General features: G+C 39.8%; 18 protein-coding genes. All 18 read left to right on the top strand.

Annotated features, from left to right (window positions below; translation table 11 throughout):
- The first annotated feature begins 114 nt into the window (after positions 1-114).
- Positions 115-1,458, top strand: a complete 1,344-nt coding sequence (asnS, locus tag TZ92_RS08365; RefSeq protein ID WP_033630036.1) for an asparagine--tRNA ligase — start codon at positions 115-117, stop codon at positions 1,456-1,458.
- A gap of 148 nt (positions 1,459-1,606) precedes the next feature.
- Positions 1,607-1,897 (top strand): 30S ribosomal protein S6, encoded by a 291-nt coding sequence (rpsF, locus tag TZ92_RS08360; RefSeq protein ID WP_001151782.1) that lies wholly within the window; start codon positions 1,607-1,609, stop codon positions 1,895-1,897.
- A gap of 11 nt (positions 1,898-1,908) precedes the next feature.
- Positions 1,909-2,379, top strand: a complete 471-nt coding sequence (ssbA, locus tag TZ92_RS08355; protein WP_000609595.1) for a single-stranded DNA-binding protein SsbA — start codon at positions 1,909-1,911, stop codon at positions 2,377-2,379.
- Positions 2,380-2,410: 31 nt separating this feature from the next.
- Complete coding sequence (gene rpsR / locus TZ92_RS08350) at positions 2,411-2,650, top strand: 30S ribosomal protein S18 (protein WP_000068664.1); 240 nt, start codon at positions 2,411-2,413, stop codon at positions 2,648-2,650.
- Positions 2,651-2,932: 282 nt separating this feature from the next.
- Positions 2,933-3,442, top strand: coding sequence for a GNAT family N-acetyltransferase (locus tag TZ92_RS08345; RefSeq protein WP_033630035.1), 510 nt, complete (start codon positions 2,933-2,935; stop codon positions 3,440-3,442).
- A gap of 439 nt (positions 3,443-3,881) precedes the next feature.
- Complete coding sequence (wecB, locus tag TZ92_RS08340) at positions 3,882-5,030, top strand: non-hydrolyzing UDP-N-acetylglucosamine 2-epimerase (protein WP_033630034.1); 1,149 nt, start codon at positions 3,882-3,884, stop codon at positions 5,028-5,030.
- A gap of 6 nt (positions 5,031-5,036) precedes the next feature.
- On the top strand, positions 5,037-5,816 hold the full coding sequence (locus TZ92_RS08335; protein WP_033630033.1) for a hypothetical protein: 780 nt from the start codon (positions 5,037-5,039) through the stop codon (positions 5,814-5,816).
- Between the two features lie 142 nt (positions 5,817-5,958).
- A complete protein-coding gene (locus tag TZ92_RS08330; RefSeq protein WP_033630032.1) occupies positions 5,959-7,269 on the top strand; it encodes a glycosyltransferase family 2 protein in 1,311 nt (436 codons plus the stop codon).
- Between the two features lie 8 nt (positions 7,270-7,277).
- Entirely contained in the window at positions 7,278-8,381 is a 1,104-nt protein-coding gene (locus TZ92_RS08325; RefSeq protein WP_033630031.1) for a family 8 glycosyl hydrolase, read from the top strand.
- A gap of 122 nt (positions 8,382-8,503) precedes the next feature.
- Complete coding sequence (locus tag TZ92_RS08320; protein WP_033630030.1) at positions 8,504-9,904, top strand: bifunctional Cof-type HAD-IIB family hydrolase/peptidylprolyl isomerase; 1,401 nt, start codon at positions 8,504-8,506, stop codon at positions 9,902-9,904.
- 1 nt (position 9,905) lies between these two features.
- Positions 9,906-10,265, top strand: a complete 360-nt coding sequence (locus TZ92_RS08315; protein WP_000689618.1) for a S1 RNA-binding domain-containing protein — start codon at positions 9,906-9,908, stop codon at positions 10,263-10,265.
- Between the two features lie 53 nt (positions 10,266-10,318).
- On the top strand, positions 10,319-11,068 hold the full coding sequence (locus TZ92_RS08310; RefSeq protein WP_033630029.1) for a tRNA1(Val) (adenine(37)-N6)-methyltransferase: 750 nt from the start codon (positions 10,319-10,321) through the stop codon (positions 11,066-11,068).
- A complete protein-coding gene (locus tag TZ92_RS08305) occupies positions 11,058-11,342 on the top strand; it encodes a GIY-YIG nuclease family protein (RefSeq protein ID WP_033630028.1) in 285 nt (94 codons plus the stop codon). Before TZ92_RS08310 ends, TZ92_RS08305 begins: the two co-directional genes overlap by 11 nt.
- An 85-nt stretch (positions 11,343-11,427) precedes the next feature.
- Positions 11,428-12,363, top strand: a complete 936-nt coding sequence (locus tag TZ92_RS08300) for a manganese-dependent inorganic pyrophosphatase (RefSeq protein ID WP_000036036.1) — start codon at positions 11,428-11,430, stop codon at positions 12,361-12,363.
- A gap of 53 nt (positions 12,364-12,416) precedes the next feature.
- On the top strand, positions 12,417-12,743 hold the full coding sequence (locus TZ92_RS08295; protein ID WP_000985025.1) for a DUF2568 domain-containing protein: 327 nt from the start codon (positions 12,417-12,419) through the stop codon (positions 12,741-12,743).
- Between the two features lie 122 nt (positions 12,744-12,865).
- Positions 12,866-13,378, top strand: coding sequence for a YiiX/YebB-like N1pC/P60 family cysteine hydrolase (locus TZ92_RS08290; RefSeq protein ID WP_033630027.1), 513 nt, complete (start codon positions 12,866-12,868; stop codon positions 13,376-13,378).
- Positions 13,362-14,012, top strand: coding sequence for a DUF1803 domain-containing protein (locus TZ92_RS08285; protein ID WP_033630026.1), 651 nt, complete (start codon positions 13,362-13,364; stop codon positions 14,010-14,012). Before TZ92_RS08290 ends, TZ92_RS08285 begins: the two co-directional genes overlap by 17 nt.
- Positions 14,013-14,113: 101 nt before the next feature.
- A complete protein-coding gene (locus TZ92_RS08280; RefSeq protein WP_033630025.1) occupies positions 14,114-14,314 on the top strand; it encodes a CsbD family protein in 201 nt (66 codons plus the stop codon).
- Positions 14,315-14,323: the final 9 nt, after the last annotated feature.

Here is a 14,323-nt window from a genome sequence, read left to right as displayed (position 1 = left end):
TTTGTGGCTAAAAACTTTTGAAATTTCTAGTAGAACCTAGCTATCAGAGTCTATTTGTGGTAAAATAATGAGTAATGACGTCTTCGGACAAGTTAAAGAAAAGGAAGATAAAACATGACAAAACGTGTAACAATTATCGAAGTAAAAGATTACGTTGGTCAAGAAGTGACCATTGGAGCCTGGGTTGCCAATAAATCAGGAAAAGGGAAAATTGCCTTCTTGCAATTGCGTGATGGAACAGCCTTCTTCCAAGGTGTAGCCTTTAAACCAAACTTTGTAGAAAAATTTGGTGAAGAAGTAGGTCTTGAAAAATTTGACACAATCAAACGCTTGAGCCAAGAAACTTCTGTTTATGTGACAGGAATTGTCAAAGAAGACGAACGTTCTAAGTTTGGTTATGAGCTCGATATCACAGACATCGAAGTGATCGGTGAATCTCAAGACTACCCAATCACACCAAAAGAACACGGAACAGACTTCTTGATGGACAACCGTCACTTGTGGCTCCGTTCTCGTAAGCAAGTAGCGGTGATGCAAATCCGTAACGCTATCATCTATGCAACCTATGAGTTTTTTGACAAGAACGGCTTCATGAAGTTTGATAGCCCAATCCTTTCAGGAAATGCGGCAGAAGATTCAACTGAACTCTTTGAAACAGACTACTTTGGGACTCCAGCCTACTTGAGTCAATCAGGTCAGCTTTACCTAGAAGCGGGTGCTATGGCCCTTGGTCGTGTCTTTGACTTTGGACCAGTATTCCGTGCGGAGAAATCAAAAACACGCCGTCACTTGACTGAGTTCTGGATGATGGATGCGGAGTACTCTTACTTGACACATGATGAGTCACTTGACTTGCAAGAAGCATATGTTAAAGCCCTTCTTCAAGGTGTTCTTGACCGTGCTCCTCAAGCCTTGGAAACCTTGGAACGCGATACAGAGCTTTTGAAACGCTACATTGCAGAGCCATTTAAACGCATCACTTACGATCAAGCCATTGACCTCTTGCAAGAGCATGAAAACGATGAAGACGCTGACTACGAACACCTTGAGCATGGTGATGACTTTGGTTCACCACATGAAACTTGGATCTCAAATCACTTTGGTGTGCCAACATTTGTTATGAACTATCCAGCAGCCATCAAGGCCTTTTACATGAAACCAGTTCCTGGAAATCCAGAGCGCGTGCTTTGTGCAGATTTGCTTGCTCCAGAAGGCTATGGAGAAATCATCGGTGGTTCTATGCGTGAGGAAGACTATGATGCCCTTGTCGCTAAGATGGAAGAACTTGGAATGGATCGTACAGAATATGAATTTTACCTTGACCTTCGTAAATATGGTACAGTACCACACGGTGGATTTGGTATCGGTATCGAGCGTATGGTAACTTTCGCAGCAGGTACAAAACATATCCGTGAAGCCATTCCATTCCCACGTATGTTGCACCGTATCAAACCATAAATTAGTAAAAAGAAGATAATTTCATCTTCTTTTTTCACTTTTATCTTGCTATCTATCAGTTTTTCTAGTATAATAGTTAATTGTGAGCAAACCTCACTTACCCCTTGCAAAGTCTTGGGGTCATTAGACCAAAAGGAGGAACATATCAATGGCTAAATACGAAATTCTTTATATCATTCGTCCAAACATTGAAGAAGAAGCGAAAAACGCTTTGGTAGCACGTTTTGACTCTATCTTGACTGACAACGGTGCAACTGTTGTTGAATCAAAATCATGGGAAAAACGTCGTCTTGCATACGAAATCCAAGATTTCCGTGAAGGACTTTACCACATCGTTAACGTTGAAGCAAACGACGACGCAGCTCTTAAAGAGTTTGACCGTCTTTCAAAAATCAACGCTGACATTCTTCGTCACATGATCGTCAAACTTGACGCGTAAGAAGGTAAATTATGATTAACAATGTTGTACTTGTAGGGCGTATGACACGTGACGCTGAGTTGCGTTATACCCCATCAAATGTAGCAGTTGCGACTTTTACTCTTGCAGTAAACCGTACATTTAAGAGTCAAAATGGCGAACGTGAGGCTGATTTCATCAATGTCGTTATGTGGCGCCAACAGGCTGAAAATCTTGCTAACTGGGCTAAAAAAGGCTCTCTTATCGGGATCACAGGTCGTATCCAGACTCGTAGTTACGATAACCAGCAAGGACAACGTGTCTACGTAACAGAAGTCGTGGCTGAGAATTTCCAAATGTTGGAAAGCCGCGGAGTGCGCGAAGGACATTCAGGTGGAGCTTATTCTGCACCAACTGCTGGTCAATCAGCACCTGCAAATCCAGTACCAGACTTTTCACGTTCTGAAAATCCATTTGGAGCAACCAATCCATTGGACATTTCAGATGATGATTTACCATTCTAATGGACAATTAATACTATAAAGGAGAAAAAACATGGCTCAACAACGTCGTGGCGGATTCAAACGCCGTAAAAAAGTTGATTACATCGCAGCAAACAAAATTGAATATGTTGATTACAAAGATACTGAGCTTCTTAGCCGTTTCGTTTCAGAACGTGGGAAAATCCTTCCTCGTCGTGTAACAGGAACTTCAGCTAAAAACCAACGTAAAGTAACAACAGCTATCAAACGCGCTCGCGTAATGGCTTTGATGCCTTTCGTAAACGAAGATTAAAAAAAAGACCCTTACGGGTCTTTTTTTCAGGTCCAGTGGACCTCTTTTTCATGAGCTCGGAAATAAGAAAGCGAATTAAGACCCATACGGGTCTTTTTTTCACGAGCATGGAAATGAGAAGGCGAGTTCAGTCTGGGTGGACCTCTTTTTCAGATTTTTATAGGATTTTGTTAGAAAGGATTCCCTGTTGACCTAGTAAGATTCTTTTGTCTTACTAGGTTTTTTCTTTTAATCTTTATTATCGTGCTATAATGGTAGGAGAAAGCTATAAAGGAGCAACTTATGAAGACGACATGTTCAATTAGAAAAATGCAAGAATCTGACATTAAAGATCTATCTCGAGGATTTATCAGCCAAGGTTGGCCGGGTAGAGAAGAAATTTTGGCTAGATATTTTTTTGAACAAGAATGTGGGGAGAGAGAAGTCTTAGTTGCAGAGGTTGAGGGTGCTTTGGCGGGTTATATCACAATTTTGCCCTGCGCTAAGCAGGGGCCTTTTGCAGAAATCTATCCAGAACTTTCAGATTTTAATGTCTTTGAACCTTTTCAAAATCAAGGTATTGGAAATCTCTTGCTGGAAGAAGCAGAAAAACGAGTTAGGCTCATATCGGATAAGGTGACCCTTGGTGTTGGGCTCCATTCAGGGTATGGACCTGCCCAGAGATTATACATCAAACGAGGCTATATTCCAGATGGGACGGGTGTTTGGTATCAGAACCATCAATCGGCCATGAATGCGATTTGTGAAGATATCGGAGAATTGGTTTTGTATCTGTCGAAAAATTTGTTTTAAGACAGATTTTATAAGGTTTAAATTTTAAATATAGTAAACAACAATCACAGTCCCTTTTTCATTCGATAAAGGGATTTTTTTGTTTGAAATTGTTTGATTTATTCCTCAAAGTGACAAAATATAATTGTTTGAAATATCAATATAAATATAAATATACAACAAGACATATAAATAATAGTTTATGTATTGTCGTATTTTCTGAAATATATCTGAAATATATAGAAGAATGGGCTGTTTTTAGTTGTAAACGATATCATTACAAAAAAGTTACAGAATGTTAAAATTAAATGAAATGAAATAATATAATTTGGAAAAAATTTGACATATAAATAAATTGACGGTAAAATAATTATGAAAGTCAAATTAATTGAAGTTGGAACTATTCGATATACAAATTAATATGATTTATCAAATTTTATTATAGTAGAAGGATAGCGTAATGAAGAAACTGAAAGTGATGGTTGTTTTTGGAACACGACCAGAAGCTATTAAAATGGCCCCTTTAGTGTTAGAATTGCAAAAACATAGTGACAGCATTGAGACAATCATAGTTGTGACAGCTCAGCACCGTCAAATGCTTGATCAAGTTCTTGAAACTTTTAGCATCGAGCCACATTATGACCTGGATATTATGGGGAAAAATCAATCCCTTTTAGATATTACTGGAAAAATTTTAGAAAAGTTTGATCCAGTTGTTAAGCAAGAACTTCCAGATATAATTCTTGTTCATGGAGATACAACAACAACTTTTGCAGCAAGTTTAGTTGCTTTCTATAATCAGGTACGTATCGGCCACGTTGAAGCCGGGCTAAGGACCTTTGATAAGTATTCTCCTTTCCCAGAAGAAATGAACCGTCAGATGACAGATAATCTTGCGGATCTCTATTTTGCTCCAACTAGTGAGAGTAAAGAAAATCTTCTCAAGGAAAATCACCCTGAGTCTGCTATTGTCATTACGGGAAATACAGCCATTGATGCCTTGAAACTAACCGTTCAATCGGATTACTATCATGAAGTTCTAGATCAATTGGATCCAGATAAGAAACTTGTATTGGTAACCATGCACCGTCGTGAGAATCAAGGTCAACCAATGAGAAATGTCTTTACAGCTTTACGTGAGATGGTCGATCTTCATCAGGAAATTGAGGTTGTTTATCCTGTTCACCTTAGCCCTGCTGTGCAAGAAGCAGCAAACGATATCTTAGCTGGTCACGATCGTATTCACTTGATTGAGCCTTTAGATGTACTTGATTTTCATAATTTGGCTTCAAGAAGCTATTTTATCATGACTGACTCTGGAGGTGTTCAGGAAGAAGCGCCTTCTCTCGGCAAACCTGTCCTTGTCCTTCGTGACACGACGGAACGTCCAGAAGGAGTAAGAGCAGGTACTTTGAAGCTAGTTGGTACGGATCCAGTACGTGTGAAAGAAGCGATGGCAGCACTCTTAACAGATGAAACTCTTTATGGACAAATGTCTCAGGCACCAAATCCTTATGGAGATGGAAGCGCCTCTGAACGAATCGTACAATCCATTCAACAGTACTTTGGGGCAGCGACTTCTGTATCTGAATTCAAAGGGGGGAAATAAGATAAAATGAAAAATTGGAGTCAATTTAAAAACTGGCTTATGGCTTTGCTTGCCTGTGAGGTCATTCTTTTGGTGCTTTGTTTTTTGTATGCTCGAGCAATCATTTTAGAACAAATCTTGTTTTTAGCTTTAGCCTTGTTTGCAGTGTTGGTATTATCTGACCTTTTACTTACTTGGACCCTTATCTTAGCATTTGGTTTTGGACTTATCGTTTTGGTTGCGGGTGTGGTTTATATCCCAATCATTCAACTGATCTTCTTATTAATCAGTTTTCCACTTTTGATTGGGATTCTACTTAAGGTTCGTTATTATTTCTTCAAGGTGGTCTCAAAGGTCCAAGAACAGGAAGACGAAGCTCGAGCAGATTACCAAGCTATGGTCACTGAACAAAGTGATGTTACGGTTCAATCTCTATTGATTCATTGGGCACATGAAGATTTGTTCTTCCAGATTAAACCCAAAGAACATAACCAGATGCTCAGTCGAATTCAAGAGGTGATTGCTCAGGAATTGAGTTACAATGATAAGCTCTATTACGTTTCGGATGGTAATTTTCTCGTTCTATCGAGTACTAACCAACATTCTTTGAAGGAACTTTACTTTAGTGGTTTGCAGGAGAAACTGAGCAGTTTAGTTTTTCATGGAGAAGATGGCAATCAAGGAATTCAGTTCCAAACAGGCTATTTGGTGATTAACTCTGATAATAAAGATAAATACCAAGACTACGCAGATGTTGCCAGTCATCTCAAACGTCAACTAGAGACAGATGTAATTGTAGAATATTAGGAGGGAAACATGACTTTAACCGAACTATTTTTTGGTATTGCTTTGGGACTCAGTCTCACCTTTGGCATTTGTTTTATCATATTATTTATTGCATACAATATTCTTTACCATCGAGTGAACAAAAATTTTAAGGCGGTGAATCATGATTAGTCAAATGTTAATGATTTTTACCTTGCTTACAATTTGGATTTCTCTAGCTTGGGGATTGGTAATTCTCTTTTCGGCAGTACACTTTTGGTTTAAACACAGTGATTTTCGTGTAGACACTTCGCCACTACCTTATTATCCTAAGGTAACGATTGTTGTTCCTGCTCATAATGAGGATGTGGTTATTGCCCAAACGGCAAAAGCTATCTTGGACATGAATTATCCTCACGACCGTGTGGAATTGCTCTTATTTGCGGATAACTGTTCGGATAACACCTATGCAGAATGTTTGTCTGTACAAGCCATGCCTGAATATGCAGGAAGAAATCTGACTATTATTGATCGTACTGGTACGGGAGGAAAAGCGGGCGTTCTAAACGATGCTTTGGAGATGGCAACAGGTGAATACATCTGTGTCTATGATGCGGATGCCATGCTTGAAAAGAACGCCCTTTATTTCCTTGTCAAAGAAGTGATGAAGGACCCAGAACGTCACGTGGCATCTTTCGGTCGCAACAAGACTCGAAATGCTAATCAAAATTTCTTGACTCGTTGTATTAACCAAGAAATCGTTGTTACTCAGCGCGTGCACCACGTTGGAATGTGGCATCTCTTTAAAATTGGGCGTATTCCAGGAACCAACTTTATCATTCAAACCGACTTTGTAAAGAGTATCGGTGGTTGGAAAAATGGTGCCTTAACCGAGGATACCGATATTTCTTTCAAAATCATGCAGAGTGGTAAATTGATTGCCCTTGCCTATAATTCAGAGGCTTTCCAACAAGAACCTGAGACCTTAAAGAGTTACTATATGCAACGGAAACGCTGGGCAAAAGGAAATTATGAAGTTGTTCTCTCAAACTTTAAGCATCTATTTGGCAGAGCAAACTGGCGCGTTAAACTAGAAGTCTTTAACTATTCTTGTGTTTTCTTTTGGTTTAACTTTGCCATTGTTCTATCGGATTTGATTTTCCTAGCGAATGTGCTAGCGATCTGCCTTAATCTTTTCTTCCCAGATGTTAGGGTTCCATTTGCTTTTGATGCGGACAATATCTACATCGCCCAGCTCATGCTCTTTAACTGGATTCTCATGATTGGTCTCTATTTGATGCAAATTATGACAGCATTGGCAAGTCAATTTGGACAAGCTACTACAAAGCAAATCTGGTTGGCTTTGGCTGCCTATTTCACTTATGCACAGATGTTTATCGTTGTTTCCATTGATTCCATTTCTTCAATCGTTCTGGACAAGATACTCCGACGAAAAGAAACCAAGTGGGTTAAAACCAAGCGATTTGCAGGATAGGAGGTTCTATGAAAACGAATAAATTAAAATATGTATGGTTTGTGCTCATCCTTTCTATCTTTTGTTTAACCTTGTTTTTGGCAAGAGGAAGGACTAAAATCGAGATGCGTAATCGAATTTACAGCCAATGGAGCCAACAGTTCCTTGTTACAAAAGGCGATCAGTCTTATGTTCGTACGACGAATGATTCTGAGGAAACAACAGTTTTATCAGAAGCCCAGAGTTACGGCATGCTCATAACGGTTTTAGCAGCCCAAAAAGGGCAAGCAACACAAGCAGATTATGAAAGCCTTTATCGCTATTACCAAAATCATCGTATCGAGGGAACGCAGTTGATGTCTTGGAAGCAAGTGATCACAAATGGTAGTGAAACGGTTGAGAAGCAGAACGCAACTGATGGGGATCTCTACATCGCTTATTCTTTGATTGAAGCTGCCAAGCAGTGGCCTGATAAAGCACAGGAATACCAAGCGCAAGCTAAAAAAATATTAGATGATATCCTTAAATACAATTACAATGAAGAGACAGGTGTCCTAACAGTAGGGAACTGGGCGAACAAGGATTCCGATTATTATTACTTGATGCGGACTTCTGACACCTTACCTCACTATTTCCAATCTTTCTATGACCTGACTGGAAATAAACAGTGGTTAGATGTTAAGGATAAGATGCTTGGCCAACTAGAGCAAATCAGTTCTCATTCTGATACGGGTCTCTTGCCAGACTTTATCTGGGCTGAGAAGTCTGGGGCACGTCTTGTTGATGCCAACACAATCGAATCTCAATATGATGGGGCGTACTCTTATAACGCTTGCCGTTTGCCTTATCACTTGTCTCAGAGTCAGGATGAAAGAAGCCAAAAACTCGTTCAAAAGATGATGGATTTCTTTATGAAAGAGCAACGCATTTATGCTGGTTATGACTTGAACGGAACGGCCCTCAATCAATACCAGGCAAGTAGTTTCTTGGCACCGATTACCTATGCATCTGACAAGGGAGAAGGTTATCTGAAACTTCTTCAGCAAAATAAATACATTTTCACACAAGATTTACCTTTGGACAACTACTATGATGCAACGATGATTACCATGATTGCTCTAGAGATGTTCTAGGATGAAAAGGGAGGGCTAGTTTTACTAGCTCTCTTTTTGATAGGATTTTCATCTTTTTTCAAAAAAGGAATTTCATCAGCTTTATGGTATAATGGAAAGAGTGATAAAAAAGAGGTAGAGAGATGGATGCGAAATTAAAATACAAGGCAAAGAAGATTAAAATCATCTTTTTTGATATTGATGATACCTTGCGTACGTCAAAGACAGGTTTTATTCCAGCTACAATTCCCACTGTCTTTAAACAGTTGCGTGAAAAAGGAATTTTAACAGGAATCGCCTCTGGTCGAGGTATTTTCGGTGTTGTTCCAGAGATTCGTGAGCTCAAACCTGACTTTTTTGTAACCCTAAATGGGGCTTATATCGAAGATAAAAAAGGCCAGGTCATTTATCAGCATCAGATTGACAAGTCAGATGTTGAGGAGTATATCTCTTGGACGAAGGAAGAGGGAATTGAGTACGGCTTGGTTGGTAGTCATGATGCCAAACTTTCTACGCGAACAGAACTGATTAGTGAGGCTATTGATCCGATTTATCCAAACTTGGATGTGGATCCTGACTTTCATGAAAAAGCAGATATTTACCAGATGTGGACCTTTGAGGAAAAAGGGGATGACTTGCGGTTACCAGATAGTCTCTCTGGTAAACTTCGCATGGTGCGTTGGCATGAACATTCATCTGATATCGTAGCGATTTCAGGATCCAAAGCAACTGGTGTAGCCAAGGTTGTAGAACACCTAGGCTTGAAACCAGAGAATGTCATGGTCTTTGGGGATGGTCTCAATGACTTGGAACTCTTTGATTATGCTGGAATCAGTATTGCTATGGGTATTTCTCACGAAAAAATCAAAGAAAAAGCAGATTATATTACAAAAACAGTAGAAGAAGATGGCATTTTTGATGCCTTAGAAGGATTTGGTATGGTAGAAAAAGAATTGCATTTCCCACAAGTAGACATTGAAACAGTAGAAGGTCCTCTTGCGACCATTAAGACAAATCACGGAGACTTGCGTATCAAGCTCTTCCCTGAACATGCTCCTAAAACAGTGGCTAACTTTGTTGCTCTGTCAAAAGACGGTTACTATGATGGTGTGATTTTCCACCGAATTATCAAGGACTTTATGATCCAAGGTGGAGACCCAACTGGTACTGGTATGGGGGGAGAGTCAATCTATGGCGACTCTTTTGAAGATGAATTTTCTGAAGAACTTTATAATATCCGTGGTGCCCTTTCTATGGCCAATGCTGGTCCAAATACCAATGGTAGCCAGTTCTTTATCGTTCAAAACCAACATTTGCCATATTCTAAGAAAGAGATTGCTCGTGGTGGCTGGCCTGAACCAATCGCTGAGATTTATGCAGAACAAGGTGGAACTCCTCACCTTGACCGTCGCCATACTGTTTTTGGGCAATTGGTAGATGCAGAATCGTTTGCGGTCTTGGATGCCATTGCAGCTGTTGAGACTGGTGCAATGGACAAACCAGTTGAAGATGTAGTAATTGAAACGATTGAAATTGAGGACTAGAATGAAAATTGGTGATAAGCTAACTGGGCGTATTACAGGAATTCAGCCCTATGGTGCCTTTGTCGAGTTAGAGACAGGGGTGACAGGGCTGATTCACATCTCGGAGATTCGGACGGGATTTATTGAAAATATCTATGACATTTTAAAAATTGGCGATGAAGTCCAAGTTCAGGTGGTGGATTTTGATGAATACACTGGGAAGGCTAGTCTTTCTATCCGTACTTTGGAGGAAGAAAAACATCAATTGCCAAGACGGAGACGTTTTTCAAATGATCGGATCAAGCATGGTTTTGCTCCTCTTGCCCGAATGATGCCTGTTTGGACGCGTGAGGCATTAGAGCATTTAAAGAAGAAGCCATAAATACGATTATCTAAATCATTTGTAATATTAATATAATTTGTTATAATGAAAGTATGAAAGAAGAACAATTATTAAAACCAGGAGAGCGAATCAATCAGCTCTTTTCAACAGATATAAAAATCATCCAAAATAGAGAGGTGTTTAGCTATTCGGTGGATAGTGTTCTCTTGTCACGCTTTCCTCGCTTCCCTAAACGGGGTTTAATTGTGGACTTTTGTGCTGGAAATGGTGCAGTGGGACTTTTTGCAAGTAGTCGTACCAAGGCAAAAATTCTCTCTGTAGAAATTCAGGAGCGTTTGGCGGATATGGCAGAGCGTTCGGTTCAGTTGAATGGCTTGGAAGAGCAGATGCAGGTCATCTGTGATGATTTGAAAAATATGCCTGCCCACATTCAGGGAAGTAAGGTGGATATGATTTTGTGCAATCCGCCTTATTTTAAGGTGGATCCGCATTCTAATCTGAACGAGAGTGAACATTACCTTCTGGCCAGACACGAAATTACGACTAACCTGAAAGAAATTTGCCGTAGTGCTCAGAGTATTCTCAAGTCTAATGGCCGTTTGGCCATGGTTCATCGTCCAGATCGACTTTTGGATATTCTAGACATGCTTCAACGCCATAATTTGGCACCCAAGCGCCTGCAATTTGTCTATCCTAAACGTGAGAAGGAGGCCAATATGCTCTTAATCGAAGCTATCAAGGATGGCTCGACGAGTGGCTTTATGGTCTTGCCACCTCTCATCGTTCACAATGATGATGGTTCCTATACACCAGAAATTCAAGAGATTTACTATGGATCATAAAGCCTATATGTACGTGGTGGAGTGCCGCGACGGGTCTTACTATACGGGCTATACAACGGATGTGAAGAGGCGCCTTGCCGTTCATAATAGTGGTAAGGGAGCCAAGTATACCCGAGCTCGCTTGCCAGTCAAACTCATCTATGTAGAGGGTTTTGCCAGTAAGAAAGAAGCCATGTCTGCCGAAGCTCTCCTCAAACGAAAGAAACGTCCTCAGAAAGAACGATTTTTATCTGAAAATCAAGAGAAAAATCTAGTCAACCATATTGATGTCTAAGGAGGAGTCTTTTGGCTCCTCTTACTTTTGTCAAAAGAGGAAAAAAGTGCTACAATAAGATGAATAAATTTAAAGAGGTATTATCATGTCTAAGATTCTAGTATTTGGTCACCAAAATCCAGACTCAGATGCCATCGGGTCATCTGTAGCCTTTGCCTATCTTGCAAAAGAAGCTTATGGATTGGACACAGAAGCAGTAGCACTTGGAACTCCTAATGAAGAAACAGCTTTTGTTTTGAACTATTTTGGTGTAGAAGCACCACGCGTCATCACATCAGCTAAAGCAGAAGGTGCAGAGCAAGTTATCTTAACAGACCACAATGAATTCCAACAATCTGTTTCAGATATCGCTGAAGTAGAAGTTTACGGTGTTGTAGACCACCACCGTGTAGCTAACTTTGAAACTGCAAGCCCACTTTACATGCGTTTGGAACCAGTTGGATCTGCGTCTTCTATCGTTTACCGCATGTTCAAAGAACATGGTGTAGCTGTTCCTAAAGAAATCGCAGGTTTGATGCTTTCAGGTTTGATTTCAGATACTCTTCTTTTGAAATCTCCAACAACTCACCCATCTGACAAAGTCATTGCTCCTGAATTGGCTGAATTAGCTGGTGTCAACTTGGAAGAGTACGGTCTCGCTATGTTGAAGGCTGGTACTAATTTGGCTAGTAAATCTGCTGAAGAATTGATTGATATCGATGCTAAGACTTTTGAACTCAACGGAAATAAGGTTCGTGTTGCCCAAGTCAATACAGTTGATATTGCTGAAGTCTTGGAACGCCAAGCAGAAATCGAAGCAGCAATGCAAGCGGCTAATGCGGCAAACGGCTACTCAGATTTTGTCTTGATGATTACAGACATCGTCAACTCAAACTCTGAAATTCTGGCTCTTGGATCAAACATGGACAAGGTTGAAGCTGCCTTCAACTTCAAACTTGAAAACAACCACGCTTTCCTTCCAGGTGCTGTTTCACGTAAGAAACAAGTGGTGCCACAGTTGACTGAAAGCTTTAATGGGTAATTCTTAATGAATATTTGGAACTGTTAATTTGACTATTTATAGAAGGTGATAGCATGATGCGATTGATTGAAGGACTGCGCTTTTTGGTTGAGGTTGTGGCAATCCTTGGTCTTTTCTCCGTGTCTGTGATACAAATTTCTTGGCTGGAAAAATTCCTATTTTTTCTTCTAGCAGTTCTATTAATCTTATTTTGGGCGCGATATATGGCACCAAAATCTCCACATGCTTTTAAAAAATGGCATCGCCTCGTTGCTGAGACATCGATTTTTATTTTAGTTAGTGGTAGTTTTTGGCATTTGTATGGATTGCAAATAGGAATCCTATACTTAGCTCTGTCTTTTGGAAGTTTGGGTCTGCTTTATTATTTTCAGCTAGAGTGATTCTTATAATATAGTTAATGAATTATTTAAATGGTAATTATTTGACTGGAGATTGACACGAGAAAACGGTGTTTTCCATATAGCTAAAGGGGTTTCGGCTCCTTTTTTTCTAGGAGAGAAAGATGTTAGAAAATGGTGATTTGATCTTTGTGAAGTATCTTTCAGATATGGGGCAGGCCATCCAGGCTTCTACTGGGAACTATAGTCATGTAGCCATCTTTTTGGACGGTTTTGTTTATCATGCAATTGGTGAAGTTGGTGTTATCTGTCAAGAATCAGCTGATTTTTTTGAACCGACTCATCTTTACGACCTTTATGTCTATCCAGAGCTGGAAGCTGACTTGGTGAAGGAGAGAGCTAGCAAACATTTAGGTGCACCCTATAATGCCTCTTTTTATCCGGATGGGAATGGCTTTTATTGCTCCCAGTATATCGCTGAAATCCTACCGATTTTTGAAACTATTCCCATGAAATTTGGGGACGGAGAGCAGGAGATTAGTGATTTTTGGAGGGACTATTACAGGAAACTCGAACTTCCTGTGCCTCTGAATCAGCCAGGGACCAATCCTAGTCAACTAGCAGCATCCCCCCTTTTAGAATGTAAAGAAAGGAATCTTCATGATTCAGATTTTTAATCCCTCCCGTTTGACTCGGCAGCCATTTTTTATAGATTTGGTGGACTATCTGAACCAGCATGACGATGTGACTCTACGAGAAATCAAGGCTCGGTTTCCAGATGTTGCAGTTGATAAACTGATGGAAGAGTTTATCAAGGCAGGCTTGATCCTAAGGGAAAACAAACGCTATTATCTCAATCTCCCTTTTTTAGAATCTACGGATAATTTAGCCCTTGACCAAGAAATTTTTATCAGAGAGGACAGTCCAGTTTATCAAGCCTTGCTAGAGAAGACTTTTGAGACAGAATTGCGCAATCAAACCAATGCAGCTATCTTAGTTGAAAAGTCTGACTTTGCAAGAGAAAAGATGTCCCTGTCTAATTATTTCTACAAGGTCAAGCACCAATATCCTTTGACAGAAAAACAGCAGGAACTCTATGCCATTTTGGGAGATGTCAATCTTGAGTACGCCCTCAAGTATATGACGACCTTTTTACTGAAGTTTCTCAAAAAAGACCAGCTGATACAGAAACGCCGTGATATCTTCGTTGAGAGTCTAGTCGTCTTGGGCTATATTGTGCAAAACGAAGAAGGGAAGTATGAGTTGGCTGTTGATTTCGACAAGGAACGGTTGATTTTCTATTTACCTTAATTGCTTCATTTTGAGCAGATTGTTTGACTTTACTAAAGAATAAGCATAAACTAAATGTAAGCGATAACGTTTATCGTATTAAAAGCAAAGGAGACAGAACTATGTCACTTGAAAATAAATTGGATCAAGCAACTGGTGCTATCAAAGAAGGATTTGGTAAAGTTACTGGTGATAGCAAGACAGAAGCAGAAGGTGCTGTAGAAAAAACAGTTGCCAAAGCAAAAGAAGTTGTAGAAGATGCTAAAGGTGCTGTAGAAGGTGTCGTTGAAGGTCTTAAAAATTCATTTAAGAAAGAAGACTAAAAAAATCAA

Source organism: Streptococcus oralis subsp. oralis (assembly GCF_000960035.1).
In the GTDB taxonomy this organism is placed as follows: domain Bacteria; phylum Bacillota; class Bacilli; order Lactobacillales; family Streptococcaceae; genus Streptococcus; species Streptococcus oralis_G.
This window is presented reverse-complemented; position numbering and strand designations above follow the sequence as displayed.

What these genes read in the sequence shown, in the direction of transcription:
- TZ92_RS08305 (WP_033630028.1), top strand. Translation starts at nt 11,058, where the DNA reads ATGGATCATAAAGCCTATATGTACGTGGTGGAGTGCCGCGACGGGTCT.
- asnS (WP_033630036.1), top strand. Translation starts at nt 115, where the DNA reads ATGACAAAACGTGTAACAATTATCGAAGTAAAAGATTACGTTGGTCAA.
- TZ92_RS08300 (WP_000036036.1), top strand. Translation starts at nt 11,428, where the DNA reads ATGTCTAAGATTCTAGTATTTGGTCACCAAAATCCAGACTCAGATGCC.
- TZ92_RS08315 (WP_000689618.1), top strand. Translation starts at nt 9,906, where the DNA reads ATGAAAATTGGTGATAAGCTAACTGGGCGTATTACAGGAATTCAGCCC.
- TZ92_RS08335 (WP_033630033.1), top strand. Translation starts at nt 5,037, where the DNA reads ATGAAAAATTGGAGTCAATTTAAAAACTGGCTTATGGCTTTGCTTGCC.
- TZ92_RS08325 (WP_033630031.1), top strand. Translation starts at nt 7,278, where the DNA reads ATGAAAACGAATAAATTAAAATATGTATGGTTTGTGCTCATCCTTTCT.
- TZ92_RS08290 (WP_033630027.1), top strand. Translation starts at nt 12,866, where the DNA reads ATGTTAGAAAATGGTGATTTGATCTTTGTGAAGTATCTTTCAGATATG.
- TZ92_RS08310 (WP_033630029.1), top strand. Translation starts at nt 10,319, where the DNA reads ATGAAAGAAGAACAATTATTAAAACCAGGAGAGCGAATCAATCAGCTC.
- TZ92_RS08320 (WP_033630030.1), top strand. Translation starts at nt 8,504, where the DNA reads ATGGATGCGAAATTAAAATACAAGGCAAAGAAGATTAAAATCATCTTT.
- wecB (WP_033630034.1), top strand. Translation starts at nt 3,882, where the DNA reads ATGAAGAAACTGAAAGTGATGGTTGTTTTTGGAACACGACCAGAAGCT.
- TZ92_RS08330 (WP_033630032.1), top strand. Translation starts at nt 5,959, where the DNA reads ATGATTAGTCAAATGTTAATGATTTTTACCTTGCTTACAATTTGGATT.
- ssbA (WP_000609595.1), top strand. Translation starts at nt 1,909, where the DNA reads ATGATTAACAATGTTGTACTTGTAGGGCGTATGACACGTGACGCTGAG.
- TZ92_RS08345 (WP_033630035.1), top strand. Translation starts at nt 2,933, where the DNA reads ATGAAGACGACATGTTCAATTAGAAAAATGCAAGAATCTGACATTAAA.
- TZ92_RS08285 (WP_033630026.1), top strand. Translation starts at nt 13,362, where the DNA reads ATGATTCAGATTTTTAATCCCTCCCGTTTGACTCGGCAGCCATTTTTT.
- TZ92_RS08295 (WP_000985025.1), top strand. Translation starts at nt 12,417, where the DNA reads ATGATGCGATTGATTGAAGGACTGCGCTTTTTGGTTGAGGTTGTGGCA.
- TZ92_RS08280 (WP_033630025.1), top strand. Translation starts at nt 14,114, where the DNA reads ATGTCACTTGAAAATAAATTGGATCAAGCAACTGGTGCTATCAAAGAA.
- rpsR (WP_000068664.1), top strand. Translation starts at nt 2,411, where the DNA reads ATGGCTCAACAACGTCGTGGCGGATTCAAACGCCGTAAAAAAGTTGAT.
- rpsF (WP_001151782.1), top strand. Translation starts at nt 1,607, where the DNA reads ATGGCTAAATACGAAATTCTTTATATCATTCGTCCAAACATTGAAGAA.